We start from the raw sequence: 18505 nt of genomic DNA on the forward strand, positions 1-18505 counted from the left end.
GCCGGCCCGTCATCGGTGAACGAGATTTTTTGGGTGAGGTCGACATAGTCCGTCGCGGTATCTGCGGCGGTCTCGGCATCGCTGAGGGTGCCGACCAGACGGATCGCATCGGTCAGGGCCGCGCCCAATCCGGTGATATCCGAAGCATAGCCCGAGGTATCTGCCGAACTGTGTTCGACCGCCCGGTTCTGGGTCAGCGTCACCGCGCCGGTGCTGCTGACGACCGAGACCGAGAACACGACGTCGCCGAACGAGTTTTTGCCCTCGATGACGCCAGCATTGTTGCTGAGAACCACGGTATCTCCGGTGGCGGTGTCTTTCAGGGTCACCGACCCGGCATTGTTGCCCAGTTCAAGACTGTAGACCAGCGCGCCCAGACCATCTTCACCCGGATCATTCGTGGTCACGTTGAACAGATCGCCCACACCTTCGGTGTCCGTATCCGGACCTCCCGTCAGATCGGCATCATCCGTCTGCAGGTCTGCGGTGCCAAGGGTCATGGCAAAGGCCGGCCCGTCATCGGTGAACGAGATTTTTTGGGTGAGGTCGACATAGTCCGTCGCGGTATCTGCGGCGGTCTCGGCATCGCTGAGGGTGCCGACCAGACGGATCGCATCGGTCAGGGCCGCGCCCAATCCGGTGATATCCGAAGCATAGCCCGAGGTATCTGCCGAACTGTGTTCGACCGCCCGGTTCTGGGTCAGCGTCACCGCGCCGGTGCTGCTGACGACCGAGACCGAGAACACGACGTCGCCGAACGAGTTTTTGCCCTCGATGACGCCAGCATTGTTGCTGAGAACCACGGTATCTCCGGTGGCGGTGTCTTTCAGGGTCACCGACCCGGCATTGTTGCCCAGTTCAAGACTGTAGACCAGCGCGCCCAGACCATCTTCACCCGGATCATTCGTGGTCACGTTGAACAGATCGCCCACACCTTCGGTGTCCGTATCCGGACCTCCCGTCAGATCGGCATCATCCGTCTGCAGGTCTGCGGTGCCAAGGGTCATGGCAAAGGCCGGCCCGTCATCGGTGAACGAGATGGCAGGCGCAATGTTGACGGCATCGGTGGCTTGGTCTGGCGGTGTCTCAGTATCGCTGAGAGTGCCGACCAGGTTAATGTAATCCCCGGCACCAAGACCCAGCCCGACAGCGTCGCCGTTATATGGCGCTTCAGTGTCAGCCGTACTGTGTTCGACCGCCCGTTCCTGGGTCAGCGTCACCGCGCCGGTGCTGCTGTTGACCGAGACCGAGAACACGACATCGCCGGTTGCGGCGTTCGAGGCATCCGTACCTTCACGACCGACGATGTCGCCGAGTTCGTCAAACAGGTACACTGTGTTGCCGGTGGCGGTGTCCTTCAAAGTCGTTGTAACTGAGGCAGCGCTCAATGCCAGGGAGTAGACAAGGCCACCGTTACCGTCGGCACCTGGTGAATTGGTTTCGACCGTAAACAATTCGCCGATGCCCTTGGTGTCGGTGTCCGGACCGCCTGCCAGATCTGCATCGTCTGTCTGCAATCCACCTGTACCAAGCTCGATGTCGAAGAGTGGTGCGTCGTCCTCAATGAGGCCACGGACATCATTCGCTGAGAAGTTCTGCTTGTCACCATCCTCGTCAAAGGCTTCGAAGAGTTCCCCAAGACCAATCCCGAGGATGTCGTTATCGGGGTTGCCCGTCGTCACCGCGCCGTGCTCGACAGCGGCGAGTAGTTCCAGCCGGATATCTCCGTCGGTATTCACAAGAACCCGGAGATGATCGGTGCTGCTGATCGACAGGATGACTTCGTCGTTATAGGTCGTGCCGCCCACGTCGACGTTAACACCTTTATTCACCTCAACGTCAAATGTTTGACCATCGTCACTGTTCAGCGTCGTTCCGTCTTTCGTCGCATCCGCGCCAAAACCCAGGCCCGGTGCGTCCTGGCCAGATTGGAATATGCCGCTCAGATTGTCAGTCGCGACCAGCACGTCACCCGAGCCGTCAAGGTTGCCGCCGGTCAAGGCGTCCTCATAAACCGTCAGATTGACATCCTGTGCGCCTTGGGAAGGGCCATCGTCGTAAAAATCGAGCTTGGACCCCGCCTCGGCCCGTTCGGAGGAGGTGCTTTCCAGGCTGAAGGCCTGAATACTGAACGCGACCTGATCATCGCCGTCGTTTTTGATCGCTATCCGGTTGAAGGACGGAGCCACGATACTGATCCGGTCATTTTCAACCGCGCCGATTACGGTAAATGTGCCGTCACCGTTATCCTGAACCATCGTTGGGTCGCCGGTGACGTCGACACCATTCACGAAGACTGCGGTAATGTTCACCTGAACATCATCGCTATGGCCGGATATGAAATCTGTTCCGGTCTCAAGATTTATGCCCGCGCCTTCGGTATTCCACGCAGACAGATGGACCAAGGGGTTTGTGGTTGGGCCACCTCCAGTGACCTTCACAACATTGAACGCCGCACCGGTCGTCTGGAACACGTCCGTGAATAGAATGTTGTTCTGGTCACTGGCCTCGGTGGGGGTCAGCCCGGGTACGATATATTCGGTGTCAAACCCAGTGGTGAAATTGAAGTTCAAAATCTCTCCAGCGCCAATGTCCTGAGAGTTGGTACCAAGCGCGGTTTTATCTGAACCGTCGCCCAGATTGGCACCCTGGCCACTGTTCACTGAATCGCCGTTGGCCTCGCCGGAGGCCACAATCGTAACGTTCCCCGAGCTGAAGGCCATGAATTCATTCTGGCCGGACGGGGCGCCCTCGAATGAAAAGTCGATGACCTGCTCGGCCGAGACAAAGACTTTATTGGCTAAATCCACTACATCGTCGGGGTTGCTCCCATCCGGATGTTTTATCGGCTCGAATAAGGCGATCCAGAAATCGCCGCCGATGATATTGCCGCTAACCGGATCAGTGACTTCTTCCAGGTAAATCGCAAAGATGACTTCCTGGGTAACCGAATCAATTCCCAAAACGACATTATCGTTCGCAGCCGACAAGAGGTTGATGTTGTTTCCCGCAAGCGAGTCGAGGCCGGAATCAAACGTACCATCGAATAAGAACCCGCTGTCATCGGTCAGGCTCAGCCCAGTGATCGGGGGATCAGCGGTGATCTGCACATCATTGCCGCCGGTTCCGTCAGTGGGATCGCCCGCGATCTCAATCGCATCACCGACTGCCACGCTATAGCCTGTGACTGTTGCGCTATAGGCCGCCAACGCGGTGTTGAAAACCGACTCTACATCAGTCGGGAAAACGGCAGGGGTTCCAACAATGTCTTGCCGTTGGTCACCAAGGGATTCATCAATACCAGTAATGCCGTCAATATTAATCGTAAGTGCCATAATACTTCCCCCAATGGTTTACACTGGAAGCAATGAAGACAACGAGATGCACCGCTCAAATTCTATGTCTCGGATAACTTCAGATTCCAGCAGTCAATCAAGACGCAATAATGTACTCAGAAGGAGACGGCTTTGGTGGGGGCAGATGATGAGCCAGATAAAGTCACAAATAGGCCGTGCACCGCTGAAACGGATTCGCACAGCTTAGGTTTCTACAATTTCGATTTTTTGACTTTAAGAGATGTGAACCGCGACATTGGCACCCCCATGCCAGATAACAGGTTCTCCTTCAAACTGTGGCAGCACGCTACCACATTGTTCCAAATTTCTCAACGTTTTCAAAAGGTCAGGCGAGTGCGTCAAGGGTGGTTCGCGTAAAGGTAGGTTCCGCTATGTGATTTTTTGCCTGCTTTTCGAGCAAAGTCCTGCCCAAAAAACGCTCAAATTTCGGCAGCTCTTGCGACCACCATTGTTCGGGTTTTATCAACAATCCAACCGCAAAAGTTACAAAAGCGGGAAGTTTGAGGACAAGCGATGGCTAAGGGCAAGGGCAGCGCCGGTCACGGCGGCAATACCGTGCTAAAAGGTGGGCGCGGAGACGATACCTATATCGTGCATACATCTGGAATTTCCGTTAGCGAAAGAAAGAATGGCGGTATAGATACCGTTGTCTCGAGCGTGGACTATGCGCTTGATGATAATGTGGAAAACCTTTTCCTGGATGGCGCCGACGATCTTAACGGAACCGGCAATGAGCTTGACAATGTTCTCGAAGGCAACGACGGGGACAACATTTTTTCTGGCTTGGATGGCGACGACACGATTCTGGGTTTTGCTGGCGACGATACTTTGCTGGGCGGTGAGGGATTTGACCTGATCGACGGTGGCGAGGGGTATGACACCGTTCGCTTTGAAGGGAAGTTGGAAGACTACTCTTTCGAAATAGTGGGTGAAAGTATTTATGTCACCTCTTCTTCTGGCGAGCGGGACTACCTGATAGATGTCGAGGTGCTGTCCTTTTCTGACATAGATTTGTTGGTCGTAGACTTGGAAACGCCCGACGATCCTAACGCTGATTCGCCGCAAGCACTTGACGACTATGGGACGGTGCAGAGGGATGGTGCGGTGATCCTGGCTGTTCTGACGAATGACCTTGGCGCGGGATTGCGAATAGCTTCTGTAACGGAAGGTGTGTCCGGTGCAGTAACAATCAACGAAGACGGGACCCTCACTTATGTTCCTTATGAAGGAGTCTCTGGCGCGGACACTTTCAGCTATACCGTTGTTGACGACCAAGGGCGCACCTCGACTGCGCAGGTGACGATGGAGATTGTAGACGGCAACTCGGCCCCAGTCGCTGTCAACGATACCTTTATGGCCGCTGAGGGTGAAACTCTCGAGAGTTCGGCCAGTATTCTCGACAATGACAGCGACGGCGATGGTGATACGCTGACCATTACGCAATACGATGCGGTCAGCACCAACAATGGATCAGTCGTTGTGAACGCCGACGGGACGTTCAGCTATACTGCGGCCATGGGTTTCACCGGCACCGACGCCTTCAGCTATACGGTTGAAGACGGTCACGGAGGTAGTTCTTCCGCCGTTGTGACAATAGAAGTCGAGGGTGCCTCAGAGCCGGAAGTCCCTTACTATGTTACTGGGCTGATTGTAGGAGACGATTATCGTCTGAACCCCAACGATCCGGTCGGGACAAGCGTCATTGTAACTTATTCTTTCGCTTCTGCGACACCGGATTACTACCACGACGGCCATTTTGCCTGGACTGACTTCGAAGCTTTCACGGCAGAAATGCAGGCGATTACGCGTAGCGCGCTTTCCAGTATTTCGGAGTTCGCGAACATTACGTTCGTCGAAGCCCCACTTGAAGAAGCCAGCATTGTATTCGGGATCGCGGATATCGGCGGGTCCGCCCGAGGGTTAGCCTATTATCCGAATGCCTATACAGTTGGTGCACCTGCCGGAGATGTCTGGATCGATTCATCATTGTCAGGACTTTCTTTTGAGCCTGGGACTGAGGAATATAAAACGCTGATTCATGAAATCGGGCATGTATTGGGGCTTCAGCACCCAGAAAACCTGCCGCTTGATGAGTTGAATCGGCAATATACTGTGATGTCGGATTATGTGCATCCGTCCTTCGACGGCGAGGCAAGTTCGATGTTATTGTATGACGTCGCGGCTATCCAATATGTATATGGAGCCAACGAGACCACTAGAACAACCGACGACGTATATGACTTCGATGCGTTGTCCGAGACTGTGGAAATAATCTGGGATGCGGGTGGGCGTGATGCCATCGACCTCTCAGCTTCAACGCATGGCGTTGAAATCGATTTGCGCGAGGGTTCATTTAGTACCGTTAGCCAGTCAGGTAGCAACAACATTGCTATCGCTCATGGGACAGAGATCGAAGACGCTATTGGCTCTTCTTTCGATGATACGATAGTTGGCAATGATGGCGACAATTACATTTTCGGGGGCGGCGGAAATGATGTCTTGTTCGGCGGTGGCGGAGATGACTATTTCGATTTCGATTTCGACGGCTCCAACGGAAATGACCAGATTTCTGATTTCACGAACGGACAAGATGTACTTGCATTCAGCGGTCCAGAGACGTCGATTGACGACCTGACAGTCACGACGCAGGATTCTGGGGTTTTGGTAGAGTATTCCGGTGGCTCAATCCATCTTGATAATGTTCTGTACCTGACAAGTGACGATGTAGTCTTCGGGGTCGCATAATCTGCAATTTTAGCACTGTAAGCACCGCTGGCTCTGTCGGAACGAACAGGTTTGAGACGAGGGAGGGCTTTGGTTGGTAAAACTTCTGCAGAATAATCGGGATAAATGAGACCGATATTAGGAGGCTGCCAACTTCAGGGCAAAGCAGACAAGTTTGCAATGACACCTCGCGACTCCATTAGGGAAATTTCCTTGAGAACCCTACCTATTTTGTGCTGAGATGGAGCCGGTTTCAAAATCACTGTCGTTTACAGAATGTATTGGCGGGCATCTCTTATGGTTTCGACTACCGGTGGCGACAAACCTAAGAAGATCCGACCGCATATTCGCCGGCTTGTCGCAACGGTCATCGTTTTCAGCATTTTCACCAATCTTTTGATGCTGACAGGGCCTCTCTTCATGCTTCAGGTCTATGACCGGGTGCTTGCCTCTCGATCAGAGGAAACCCTGGTTGCCCTGTTCGGTCTTGTCGCGATCCTTTACCTGTTTTACGGGCTCATCGAGTTTGCCCGCGGACGCATCGCTGCGCGTGCCGGTGCCCGGTTTCAGACGGCTTTCGACGAGTCCGTTTTCCGAGCCGTACTTGAAGACACTGCCGTACGGGGTGGACAACATAAGCAGACCGCCCCGCTCGACGCGCTGGCCTCAATTCGAACTTTCTTCACAGCTCCAGTTTTCTTGTCGCTACTGGATCTTCCATGGACCCCCATTTTTATTGGCTGCATTTTTATCTTCCATCCCTATCTGGGATGGATGGCCGGCGCAGGCGGCCTGACTCTGATCGCTGTCGCTTTCATTAACCAATTCGTAACTTATAAAAGGCTTACCGAGGCCAACGGGCTCTCACACCGGGCAGATCGCTTCGCGGATCAAGCCGAAGAAGGGGGCGAACTCATCTGGGCACAGGGCATGTCGCAAGCAATGGTAAAGCGGTGGCAAGACATGCGAGCGGAAGGTGTTAAACGCACGATCGCTGCCACCGATTGGACGGGCTCTTTCACCGCCAGTAGCAAAGCATTCAGGCTCTTCCTTCAATCTGCAATTCTGGCGGTTGGTGCCTGGCTCGTTTTACAAAATGAAATCAGCGCAGGAGCCATGATTGCGGCCTCTATTCTGATGGGTCGTGCTCTCGCACCGGTCGAGCAGAGCCTTGGAAGCTGGCAAATCGTGCAGAATGCGCTATCTGGCAGGAAGCGCCTGAAAACCTTTCTTGCCGACAACTGCGAGCGTGAGCCAACTCTTGAGTTACCGCGACCCGAGGCCAAACTCCTTATCAATGATGTGTCTGTCGTTGTCCGCCGAGGCGATGAACCGATCCTGAAATACGTGAAGGTCCAGGTTTCGCCAGGAGAATCGCTCGGTGTAATCGGAAAGAGCGGCTCCGGCAAAACCACTCTTGCTCGCGTGATCGTAGGTCTTGTGACGCCCGTCGCCGGCGAGGTGCGCCTAAATGGGGCCAAGCTGGAACATTATGGCCCGGAACAATTGGGTCAGCATATTGGCTATCTTCCACAGGACGTTGTGCTTTTTGATGGTAGCGTCGCCGAAAACATCGCGCAAATGGACTTAAACCCGGATTCTGAACTTGTCATCAAGGCCGCTAAAAAAGCGCGGGTGCACGGCATTATTCAGAAACTCCCTGACGGGTACAATACTCGGATCGGAACCCACGATGCGCAATTGTCGGGTGGACAAAAGCAACGGCTTGCATTGGCTCGCGCGCTTTATCGCGATCCTGTGCTTTTGGTCCTCGACGAGCCGAACTCGGCACTGGATGCTGATGGATCTGAGGCCCTAAACTCGGTCGTGCGGGAAATGAAGGCGGACAACAGAGCCGTTGTTATTATGACTCATCGACCGACGGCGATCTCAGAGTGTAACAACCTGGTTATTCTGGACCAGGGTAAAGTCGCGGCGCAGGGCCCGCGAGACGAAGTTATTAAGTCGACGTTGAAGAATGCCAACCAGGTTCAAAGCGTCGTCAGCGGAAAGACAAGCTGATGTCAGAACAGAAGGAGAGCTGGAGTGCCGTCGTGCCAACCACAATTGGTGCAACGGCGATCATCGTGATCTTGGGTGTCCTTGGGGTTTGGAGCGTCAAGACGCAGATTGCCGGTGCCGTGGTGGCCTCCGGGGTGATTGAGGTTGAAAGCGAGCGGCAGGTGATCCAGCATCCAGACGGTGGGGTGGTTGGGGCTATTTTCGCGCGCGATGGCGATCTAGTGGCTGCCGGCGATGTGCTTGTGCGGTTCGACGATACATTTCTCAAAAATGAACTCGCGATCGTCGAAGGTCAGCTCTTGGAAATCTTCGCGCGCATGGCGCGCTTCGAAGCCGAGCGTGATGACGTTGAGAACGTGACATTCGACACTCCTCCAGAGCTGATTTTAGTGCCAGATGACAAAATCACGGAGCAACTAGAAGGGCAGAAACGTCTTTTTCAAGCGCGTCGCATATCACTCGCGCAAAACGCCCAGCAAATAGCTGAACAGAAGACTCAAGTTGCACAACAAATTGAAGGCGTAGAGGCGCAGCGCAGGGCACTTGATCGCCAGCTCAAGCTCATCGAGCAGGAACTGGCTGATGTACAAAACCTCTTTGATCAGGGACTGACGAAATCGTCGCGCCTCCTCGAATTGCAACGCGCCCAAGCTAAGCTCGAAGGAGAAATCGGCAGTCTGACGGCGCGCGTTGCCGAAGCGCGCGCGCAGATATCAGGTTTGGAAATCCAGAGACTTAATCTTTTTGACCAACGCCGCGAAGAAGCAATAAGCCGATTAAGGGACTTAGGTTTCAACGAACTCGAATTGGTAGAGCAGCGTCTTGGGCTTATCGAAAGGCTGTCCCGACTCGATGTCCGAGCGCCTGTCGCCGGCATTACTTTTGGATCAAGCGTCTTTGCAGAACAGTCTGTAGTCCGTGCAGCCGATCCAATGATGTATATCGTGCCCGGAGATCAACCGCTTCACGTGTCCGCACGGATATCACCGACAGATATCGAGCAGGTCTACACCGGTCAGGATGTATCGCTGATGTTTACCACGTTCAATCGACGCACGACTCCGGAAGTTGCAGGTAAAGTCGTCCGCGTTGCCGCTGATGCTGCGCGAGATGAAGCCACAGGCGAAACGTTCTACGAGGCGATCCTCATGCCCGACGCGGCATCGCTCGAGGCCCTGGAAAATGTCTCACTTGTCCCAGGCATGCCGGCCGAAGCCTTCCTCAAGACCGAGAACCGGACTCCGCTAAGTTATCTGACGCAACCGCTCACTGTGTATTTTCAGCGTGCGTTTCGCGAGGATTAATTCACCGGCCCCAATAATGCCGGTGGTGCATACGTCCAAACTTTTCTACTTATCATGACTAAGCTAAGAGTTGCGCACGGGAGTATCGTTAGGACGTCAATTTTGAGGACGTTCGGCAAAGGCCAAATCCTGCTCCCGCAACCAATTTTAGCAAACAGAGTCTCGAACAAGCCGCCGCAAGGTGGCTTTTGTCGTTCTGGGCCAGCCCAATCATTGCTGCCAGCGCACCCTCCAGTTCGATCTGCACGCCATCCCGTTCATGTTGGTCCGAGACACGTTCGATCAGGCTCCGAATGATCTCCAAAGCCCCTGTGCGGATCGACGGATCCGATAGCGCCTGTGCAAGATCGGAGACCTTGGAGCGATAGAGTTCGGACAGATTTGGGTGCAGTCGCACCGGTGAGGGCGCAGGCTCAGACAGCTTCGCCTCAAGATCGGCAATCTGCGCTTCGAGTTCTTCGAGCCTCGCTTGAAGTCCGGGGGTGCGAATGCCCTCAGAGATTGCATCATAAAACCCATTCAGTTTGCGCGCAGCTTTGTCCCGCTCGGATTGCAGACGCGTCCGGGCTACCTCCGCTGTGCCTGCTTCTGCGTTGGCGGCTTCGCTGAAGGACTTGGTAAAAGTGGCCACTGCGTCGGGCTGCATCAGACGCTGACGAAGCAAATCCAGAACGGCGTCTTCCAGGACATTGCGACGAATGGATTGCTTATGGGAACAAGTACCGAGTTTGCGAGCGGCAGAGCAGGCGAGGTAGTCGCGCCCGACTGTGGCGAGTGGCCCTCCGCAGGTGCCGCAGAATGCAAGACCTGTCAAAAGGTGCTTCTTGCGACGCTTCTCCCAAAACTTGGTTTCCTTGATGGCTTTGACGCGGGGCTCGGCCTCGATCTCACCTTGTCGCTGCTTGACGGCCTCCCAAAGTTCATCCCCGACGATCCGCAGCTCAGGGACCTCCGCGATGATCCATTTGGACGGATCGTTGAGACGGGAAACACGTCTTCCGGTCTCCGGGTCCTTGATGTAGCGCAGCCGGTTCCAAACCAGGCGGCCGAAATAAAGCTCATTGTTGAGAAGGCCCGTCCCACGCACTCGGTGCCCTCGATTGGCGGTGTCACGCCATAACTTGCCACGGGGACCGGGGACACCCTCGGTGTTCAGGCGGCGCGCAATGGCTTTCGGGGAGTGCCCTTCGGTGAAGTTATGTAATACCTGCCGGATAATCTCAGCTTCCGCTGCGTTGATCATTCGTTCTCCCGTGACGGGTTGGCCGTCGGGCCCAAGACGCCGGACGACGTCGTAACCATAGCTGTTGCCGCCGCCGGAACGGCCAAGCTCGACCCGCCCGCGGAGACCACGCCGGGTTTTGTCGGCCAGGTCTTTGAGGAACAGTTGGTTCATGGTCCCCTTAGCATTTCGTTGAGATAGTCGCGCGCTTCTTCTCGACCTGACACGAAAGCAGCTTTTAGACCGATGGAAAGCACGAGAGACTTTCGTTTCATTAGGGCATCTCTATTTGAAGCGACAAAAGCCTCGAATGACTCGGGGTGTCTACGCTCGTGGACAGGGGCCAGAAGAACAACCTTGACCACATCGTCAAGCGATACGTGGCTGGACATTTCATCGGTATTGAACAGCTTTGCATTGAAACCGGCATTCTTCGCGACACTGCTGATGAAGCGCGCAATCTTTGCTGTCTGGCCTTCAACTGTAGCGAAGGCGATGAGTACGGTCATTCCGATCCTCCCATAAATCGGTCTGAATAGATTGCTGATTATGAATAAGAGGCGTGCTTTGCCCTTGAACTCCATCAAAGGCGTTACTTGGGAGAGTTGTGAAATTCCTTTTCTGTCCACGCAGATCATGTCTTTTGAGTAAGTTCGCGACGACATACATCTCCACGCAAATCAGCCTTTTTCGGCTGATAATTTTGAAGTTAGCCAAGGCTCAATAGTCTGCCTGGTTACCGTAAGGAAAAGGCCAAGACAGCGATGAAGACTATGAAACTGATGCACCAAACTGCGAACTTCACCTGTTTGCGTGTGGGCAGGTTTCTGAGCAGTCTAATCATAGTCAAACCTTTCAGACAAAATCCGGTGGGGCGCGGTGCCCCGTGCGATCAGATGATCTTCGACGGCGTCCATCATGGCAGGGGGGCCGCAGAGAACAAAAAGCCAGCTTTCAAATTGTTCAGAAGACAAATTGCGATCCAACAGGGGACCGTCGATCAAGCCTGTCTCTCCGGACCAATCCCTTGGCGGTTCGGATAGAACAAATACTGTTTCTTCTTTGGACAATTCCTGGCGAAAAACAATCTGCTCCTCCACCCGGTTGCCATAGATAAGCTTGAGATCGCGCTGTGTTCTACTCAGTCGAACTTGACGCATAATGCTCAACATGGGCGCGATCCCGACACCACCTGCGATTAAAACAATTCCTGTCTCAGGGCGGTGGCTGATCGACAGATTCCCATGTGGGGCATCCAGATAGACCCGGGTTTGCGGGGCGATCTGTCCGAGACTGCATGTAAAATCCCCAAGTTCCTTTATCAGGAATGAAACTTCGGAGCCTTCGGCTGGTGCCGAACTAATCGAGAATGGGTTCTCGTGCAGCGAGAAAGCACTGTGGCCGACGTTTAGCCAGGCAAACTGCCCTGCTTCGAAGGTTAGTCCGTTGTGACCATCTGGCTTGATGCGAAACTCCCATTGCCTCGGTGTTAGTCGAGACACAGAAGTGACGCGCCACGGCCTTTTCCTCTGACGTAAAGGCCGAACGAGATAGACATACAGCACAGTTCCAACTGCAATACTGGTCAGGGTAAGCCAGAGATACGCCAATAGCGGATGCCCACCGTAGCGCCCAGCATAGACCGTGTGGTGCAACAGCAGGCAAGCAATCACCAAGGCTCCCAGCCCGTGAAAGAGGCGCCATGTCTCGTACTTGTAATCAAGGGATTTACGGGCAGTTGCCGAGGCGACCAGAATGAACAGTAAAAAATATGCGCCGATGCCCGATACCAGCGCTGAAAAGTCGGTCAAAATCGTAATTTGATTTGTTTCATCCCATGGTCGGCGTCCGCCAGAAGGCGTACCCTGATACAGAAGCGGGTGTATCAGCGCAAAGCCGAGTGCTGTACGCGCCATCAACTGATGCACCCGCATGGTCACATCCATACCCAAGCCGGAAGAGATGAACCTGAACCGCCCAGACAGCAGGAACTCGACTAAGATTATTGAAAACGCAAGCATTCCAAGCCCGGACGCGAGCTCTTGATGAAAGGATCGTGGTGGCCATCCCAGAGACCAAGAAAAACCCAAGGGAGCCAAGATCAGCAAAACGTAAATCAGCGCCAGATAAAGCCATTTCATACGGTTTCGCTCCACTGTGCTAAAGCTAGGCAGCTCGGGCTCATTCAAAATAAACGCTAGGCTGACCTGGGGTTCCGATCAAGACTACTGAGATTGGTGTTAAATCCACCACGACATGGCAAGCTTGGTGGGCGATGTTACCCGATTCTGTTCGTTCAACCGGTGCGTGCGATCTGGCGAAGGATGAGGTTGCATGCTTGCGCAAGATCAAGGTCCTTGACGGCTTTTTCTGTCATAATGTTGCGCGCGCGAAATCAGACCAAAGGAGGAGGCTCAAAAAATGCTAGAAGACAAAAAATCCCCGCAACTTTTCACTGGAACGCATCCGCTCTCCGACAACTTTTGGCGTGAAATGGAAACCCTGATGTCGCGTTTTTTCGGGGGAGGATCACCTTTCCTACCAATGGAAACGGCTGCGCAACGCACGGGTTTTCCGTCTCTTGACATGACAGGTGCGATTTCACCTGCAATCGATGTCCAAGAAACGGATTCTGCGATTGTCCTGACGGCTGAATTGCCAGGGCTCGAAGAGGATGATGTGGAAATTGAAATCAAGGATCGCAGGCTAATCCTGCGCGGTCAGAAGAAGATTGCGCATGATGAAACGGGCGATCTACGTGTCAGCGAAAGAAGCTATGGCAGTTTTTCTAGAGCCATGTCGCTGCCAGACACTGTGGAAATCGACAAGATTTCAGCTGAATTTGACAAAGGCGTTCTGCACATCGAAATGCCGAAGTCTGAGCCTCAGAATCCAAGCCGTAAGATCAAGGTATCGTCGAAATAGACGGTCTGTTGGCTCGATACCATGCAAAAAAATGCCAATGCAGAGGGTCGATCATGGATCGGCCTTCTTAGAGTTGCGGCCTGATAAGTGTCTTTGGTTGAATCCGGGCAGGTATCGCAAGTGTTTGTATAAATGCGTTTTTTGTACATTCGCACCAGGCCATGGGTTTGGTGTTGCAGCGTGGTAGAATGCCCTCACGCGTTTGGATAGGGGGCCATAATGCGAAAACCAGAAGCGAGTAGCATTACATCCTCAGGAAATGCTGGTGAAGGTGAGGTGCGAGCCTTTCTGGAGAGCCTGACCGGACCCTCGCGCGGAAACGTGAACTGGCTTGTAGATAAAACCCTAACGGTTTCAGTTGACAATGGCAGGGTGCTAAACCTTCGACCTAAAGACAACCTGCCTCCCCATGATAACGATATTGCGACCCTACAGTGGGCTGACGACGGTTACACAATAACCGCATCGGTAGGGCGCAATGTATGGGTAAACGGACAAAAAACCTCATCGGCGTCTCTTAACCATGGCGACATGATCGAGTTTGGCGAAATGGGTCCTATGTCTCGATACAGGTTGTGCGATCACTCATTTCCCGCGCACCATACAGTCGAGGATATCCTCAGTGATGCATATGCTTACACCCGAACGAGCCGTCGACCTTTCGCTAAAAAGATGTCTGGTGCCCTGCGCGATAGTGGGCGGCGGCTTGCCTCTCAAACGACGATATTGTTCAGGATCACAGTTCTTTCGACGCTTCTTGTGATCGCGTGGTTTGGGTACCTGCTTTACCAAAACGACCGGCGCTTGGCGGATAGTATTGAACAGGAGTCCCGCAAGATTGAAGCGGTCGCAGTTATGCTCGCTCAGACGCGAGAAGACGCGCTTACGCCTGATGACTTGGCTTCGTTGCGTGACGCTTTTGAGAACCAGGTTTTGTCGACCGAGCAGCGTCTTGGAACCTTGGAGCAACGGGCGGGGGCACCCACACGGGTGATAGCTGCCTCCACTCGATCTGTAGCTTTCCTTCAGGGGGCTTATGGATTGCGCCACGTGGAAAGCGGGAAGATATTGCGGCACGTTTTGGGACCGAACGGAGAAAACCAGAGGACCCCGTTTGGCCAGCCTTGGATAGAACCGGACGGGACCGGCGAACCTGCAGAATTTCAGTTCACCGGAACAGGGTTTTTGATTGCTGGGGTGCCATTGATGGCCACCAACCGCCATGTCGCTTTGCCCTGGACCTCGGGGAACCGAGAGAAAGCGCTGAGCGACGCTGGTCTTGAGCCAGAGATGTTGAGGCTGCTGGCCTATTTGCCTGATCAGACGAAACCAATAGAGGCGCGTTTGGTCCGGTTCAGTGAAGCGGCAGACTTGGCGATTTTGGCAGTTGAGCCAAGCCGCGTTCAGGACCGCGGCCTTCCTTTGGCGGATGCCACGTCGCGCGTCGGTGAAGAGCTTTATCTGTTGGGATATCCAACGGGTTTGAAAGCTTTGATCGCGCAGGCTGGTCCGAGCTTTCTAGAGGAACTGGAGGCAGAAGGAACGATGAACTTTTGGTCGATAGCGTCCCGGCTTTCCGCTCAAAGCAAGATTCACCCGCTAGCAAGCCGGGGGATCGTTGCGCGGACGAGTGGGAGCGCCATCGTTTATGACGCTGAGACTACGACCGGTGGGAGCGGAGGGCCAGCATTGAATCGGCGGGGCGAAGTAGTTGCCATCAATGCTGCGATCCTGCCCGAGTTTGGTGGTTCAAACATCGGCGTCCCGGTCTCACATCTCAGAGTTCTGCTGGGAGAGGTGGAAAGCCAGTAATCATTCGCTCGTTCGGAAGCGCGAGTTTTGAACGACGAACACTGTAGCCAGTGGAACGATCACTGAGATCACGGCCACAGAGATCAGCAAGTATCCAAGTTGACTATAGTCCGCGGTGGACGTGACCTCACCGGTCTCAGGGTTGGTGACAGCGCGCGTGATTACGTACGTCTGGTTGAGGTACTTGGTGCTGAGGCTGCTGGCCGACAATGCCATGTTTGTGAACGATGCCATCACGGCAAAAAAGGTCGCTTTCAATTGAACTGGGGCATTGCGTGCGATCCAAGCCAACATCGGGACCATGGCAATCTGCCCAAGCGGCGATTCAACCGCTGTATCAAGAATGGCAATGAACCTTGCGTCGACAACTCCGCCGGTATGCGCCGCCGTCCATTCATGTACACCGTAGTAGAGGGCAAGGTTGGGCAGTGCGAGAACGCCCGCGGCGATCGTCAGCAATGCTACCACATGCGCAATGGAGCGATTGGCCATAAACGGCCGGAGAACGATTAACCCCAGCAACGCCAGCAGCGAAGTTAACAGAGCCAGAATTGCTAGGAATTGTTCATCGAACCCCAGTTCATCGATTTCAAACCAAGTCAGGCCTGGTCCCGGCAGAGGAACGGCACGGAAAACAAAAATGATTGTCGCTGTCCCGATTAAGGCTTTGGCTTGGGCCGGTTCCAGCTCTTTGAGCAGGCGCGACATGAGGTACAAGATTACCGCCAGGGAAACCGCAAAGACTGTTTCCTGCGCAAATTCGAAATCAGCGGTTCCCAGCACGATGCTAAGCACAACGAATGCCAGGCCGCCCAGCAATATGGACCATTTGACTTCGGTGACTTCATCCGGTGTGTAGGGCGGGTGGCCCGATCTTATACGCTGACGCTGGATCAAGCTGTGAAGGACGACGCCGCTTACGGACAATACAGGGATAGCCAGAGCTATCAGGTAAACTTGGCCATAAAGTGCAAGACGATCGGGCTTTTGCAAGTCCTCTTTTCCAGAGAAAATCCAGATGTTTACAGCCGCAACCGCGGCAAACCCTGAAATAATGGAAACTCTGCCCAAGGTTTGCATCGTCGTGTGCTGAGCACGGGTTTCTTCAGGCGAAAATGGTAGGCCGTTTGGGTCAACCTTTGGCACCGCCTCAACCGTCATGGCGTCGGCAACAACGTCCTGAATGGCATAGCCCGAAGGCGCCAATAGCAACGCGACGACATACCAGTCTTCCAGTGGCATAATGGACGCCATTTGCACGGGAGCGGTCACAAGCCCATACATTGTGAGCAAAGAGAATGTGATCAGGGATGCGCCGAACAGTATCAGCAGGGACTTCCAGCGCCAGAACAGGTCCACGACATGGCCAAGCGGCATTTTGAGGATCCAAGGGATACCGGCCCAAAACGCGAGTCCTGCAACGAAAGAGGCGGATAAATCGAGGTAATCTTTCAGGAAAAAAGCGCCGACGACCGAGGTCAGGCCGGACACGCCGGCCGCAAAATAGACCATCAATGGCGGCAGATAGGACCATTGCAGCTGCTGAACTAGATCCACAAACGTTCTATGCCACCAGGCCGAGAGTTTTGATCCTATAGAAGTTTGGTCAGTCGTCATATGCCGTGGTAGCTCGTGCAAGCCTTTGGGTCGTTGTATTTAGTTAGAGAAATCCAGATCCGAAAAGCAATGCGCTGGTGATCACCCCAAGGATCGGTACCATAAGAGGAACGCGGACGTGCTTGGCAGCCTCGTCCGTCTGCATCTTCAGCAGGATCAGCGAAATGTTGACAAGTACAAAGACACCCAGAACGATCTGGGATGTGCGCTCTGCCAGAGTACCAATCGGTAAAGTTTGAGTCAGCAGTACGATGATCGCCACGACCAGCAAAGTAGCAACTACTGGTGTCTGTGTTGCTTTAGGGACTATCGCCAGAACCTTCGGCAAATGGTCACGGTCAGCTAGTCCGTAGATCACCCGCGAGGCCATGATCATCTGGATCAGTACTCCGTTGACTGTCGCCACAATCGCGACTGCGGAAAAGCCCTGTTTAATCACCTCGGGGGCGTTTGAAAACACAAGCGCGAGGGGTGCTGCGGACGTCGAAAGAACATCGATCGGAACAACAAGTAGAACGGTCATTGAGGTTCCAAGATACAACACGGTCGCCAGAACGAGCGTTAGCATAATCGCTTTTGGGATGGTGCGCACAGGGTCTTTAACCTCTTCAGCGACATTGGCCATGTCCTCAAAGCCAACAAATGCAAAGAAGGCGAGAAGTGATGCTGCGAAAATGCCTCTCCACGCGTCGAGTTCCAGCGGCGGAAGCATCGAACTGATCCCATATCCCTGCGGATCTTGGATCGACATGCCCCAGCCAATCACAAAAAGAAGACCTGCGATCTCAATGATCGTGATGACAGCCGCGACAAAGACCGACTCAGTGATCCCCCAAAGCGCGATTAGACCCATGATCAAAACAACACTGATAGTCAAAATAGGGATCGCAAAACCGGTCAAAGCGTGAAGGTATGATGCTGCGCCAATCGCAACGGCAGAAGCGGAGATAACGCCCGAGGCTGCCACCGCGAGCCCAACGAAAACCGCCATCCAGTTTTTCCGAAATCCGGCCTCAACATAGGCTGCTTCACCTGCGCTGACAGGAAATCGAGTTGCGAGTTCTGCATACGAAAGCGCGGTGAGTGATACGACGAGCGCAGCTACAACGAACGACAACGCCGCAAACGGTCCGGCAATGTCTGCTGTTGCACCGACTAAAACGTAAATGCCAGCTCCGACCGTTACCCCAAGGCCATAAAGCGTGAGCAACGGGGTAGTAAGGGCCCGTCTGAGTTTCTGTTCGTTTGGATCAACAGAGTTCATAAGTGATTTCCGCCAACTGCCCATTCCGAACGCCGTCAGTGGCGTCCTTCTCTTTTTGTCTCGATTGGCGCAGCGACTTAATCCTTTGGTCAAAGCTGCACCGAATGCCTTGTGTCTCAACGTCTGGGCGCATTCGGCGCCAATCAACTAACTGGGGGCTCGCCATCACTCCTGCCGAGCCCCCGTGGGTGGAACCTCCACTCCTTCAAAATTCCGTTCACCTTTGTGTTACTTGGGGACAGGACGGTGAACGTAGAAT

General features: G+C 54.0%; 11 protein-coding genes. 5 read left to right on the plus strand and 6 right to left on the minus strand.

Features of this window, described 5'->3' with window-relative positions:
* Positions 1-3335: DUF5801 repeats-in-toxin domain-containing protein (locus tag GOV87_RS18725; protein ID WP_217360904.1), on the minus strand; the 3335-nt coding region annotated here is incomplete at its 3' end.
* Positions 3336-3869: 534 nt separating this feature from the next.
* On the opposite strand from GOV87_RS18725, the gene GOV87_RS20615 reads away from it, so the two are divergent.
* From GOV87_RS20615 to GOV87_RS18740, 3 genes are all read left to right on the plus strand, one after another.
* Positions 3870-6101: an Ig-like domain-containing protein gene (locus tag GOV87_RS20615; protein ID WP_171212779.1), complete on the plus strand. Its 2232-nt coding sequence runs from the start codon at positions 3870-3872 to the stop codon at positions 6099-6101.
* 276 nt (positions 6102-6377) lie between these two features.
* On the plus strand, positions 6378-8102 hold the full coding sequence (locus GOV87_RS18735; protein ID WP_171212780.1) for a type I secretion system permease/ATPase: 1725 nt from the start codon (positions 6378-6380) through the stop codon (positions 8100-8102).
* Positions 8102-9406 carry an HlyD family type I secretion periplasmic adaptor subunit gene (locus GOV87_RS18740; RefSeq protein ID WP_171212781.1) on the plus strand — a complete coding sequence of 435 codons (1305 nt, stop codon included), beginning with the start codon at positions 8102-8104 and terminating at the stop codon, positions 9404-9406. The genes GOV87_RS18735 and GOV87_RS18740 overlap by 1 nt, the downstream gene beginning before the upstream one ends.
* Before the next feature lie 88 nt (positions 9407-9494).
* Here GOV87_RS18740 and GOV87_RS18745 read toward each other — a convergent pair whose 3' ends face one another.
* The 3 genes from GOV87_RS18745 to GOV87_RS18755 form a co-directional block, all read right to left on the minus strand.
* Positions 9495-10802, minus strand: a complete 1308-nt coding sequence (locus GOV87_RS18745) for a recombinase family protein (protein WP_171212782.1) — start codon at positions 10800-10802, stop codon at positions 9495-9497.
* Positions 10799-11137 (minus strand): flavodoxin domain-containing protein, encoded by a 339-nt coding sequence (locus tag GOV87_RS18750; RefSeq protein ID WP_171212783.1) that lies wholly within the window; start codon positions 11135-11137, stop codon positions 10799-10801. Before GOV87_RS18750 ends, GOV87_RS18745 begins: the two co-directional genes overlap by 4 nt.
* Positions 11138-11464: 327 nt before the next feature.
* A complete protein-coding gene (locus tag GOV87_RS18755) occupies positions 11465-12769 on the minus strand; it encodes a ferredoxin reductase family protein (RefSeq protein ID WP_171212784.1) in 1305 nt (434 codons plus the stop codon).
* A 280-nt stretch (positions 12770-13049) separates the two neighbouring features.
* Here GOV87_RS18755 and GOV87_RS18760 point away from each other — a divergent pair, with 280 nt between their 5' ends.
* Together GOV87_RS18760 and GOV87_RS18765 are read left to right on the plus strand one after the other, a co-directional pair.
* Positions 13050-13553: an Hsp20/alpha crystallin family protein gene (locus GOV87_RS18760; RefSeq protein WP_171212785.1), complete on the plus strand. Its 504-nt coding sequence runs from the start codon at positions 13050-13052 to the stop codon at positions 13551-13553.
* Positions 13554-13772: 219 nt separating this feature from the next.
* Entirely contained in the window at positions 13773-15365 is a 1593-nt protein-coding gene (locus GOV87_RS18765) for a trypsin-like peptidase domain-containing protein (protein ID WP_171212786.1), read from the plus strand.
* Here the strand turns inward: GOV87_RS18765 and GOV87_RS18770 are convergent, their stop codons facing one another.
* Together GOV87_RS18770 and GOV87_RS18775 are read right to left on the minus strand one after the other, a co-directional pair.
* Positions 15366-16982: a hypothetical protein gene (locus GOV87_RS18770; protein WP_171124658.1), complete on the minus strand. Its 1617-nt coding sequence runs from the start codon at positions 16980-16982 to the stop codon at positions 15366-15368. It lies immediately after the preceding gene.
* Between the two features lie 43 nt (positions 16983-17025).
* Positions 17026-18339: an APC family permease gene (locus GOV87_RS18775; RefSeq protein WP_171212787.1), complete on the minus strand. Its 1314-nt coding sequence runs from the start codon at positions 18337-18339 to the stop codon at positions 17026-17028.
* Positions 18340-18505: the final 166 nt, after the last annotated feature.

The organism is Ruegeria sp. HKCCA5426 (assembly GCF_013034585.1).
In the GTDB taxonomy this organism is placed as follows: domain Bacteria; phylum Pseudomonadota; class Alphaproteobacteria; order Rhodobacterales; family Rhodobacteraceae; genus Ruegeria.

Bases quoted from the DNA above. Each gene is read 5' to 3' on its own strand.
- GOV87_RS18760 (WP_171212785.1), top strand. From the start codon at position 13,050: ATGCTAGAAGACAAAAAATCCCCGCAACTTTTCACTGGAACGCATCCG.
- GOV87_RS18765 (WP_171212786.1), top strand. From the start codon at position 13,773: ATGCGAAAACCAGAAGCGAGTAGCATTACATCCTCAGGAAATGCTGGT.
- GOV87_RS18745 (WP_171212782.1), bottom strand. From the start codon at position 10,802: ATGAACCAACTGTTCCTCAAAGACCTGGCCGACAAAACCCGGCGTGGT.
- GOV87_RS18750 (WP_171212783.1), bottom strand. From the start codon at position 11,137: ATGACCGTACTCATCGCCTTCGCTACAGTTGAAGGCCAGACAGCAAAG.
- GOV87_RS18770 (WP_171124658.1), bottom strand. From the start codon at position 16,982: ATGACGACTGACCAAACTTCTATAGGATCAAAACTCTCGGCCTGGTGG.
- GOV87_RS18735 (WP_171212780.1), top strand. From the start codon at position 6,378: ATGGTTTCGACTACCGGTGGCGACAAACCTAAGAAGATCCGACCGCAT.
- GOV87_RS18755 (WP_171212784.1), bottom strand. From the start codon at position 12,769: ATGAAATGGCTTTATCTGGCGCTGATTTACGTTTTGCTGATCTTGGCT.
- GOV87_RS18740 (WP_171212781.1), top strand. From the start codon at position 8,102: ATGTCAGAACAGAAGGAGAGCTGGAGTGCCGTCGTGCCAACCACAATT.
- GOV87_RS20615 (WP_171212779.1), top strand. From the start codon at position 3,870: ATGGCTAAGGGCAAGGGCAGCGCCGGTCACGGCGGCAATACCGTGCTA.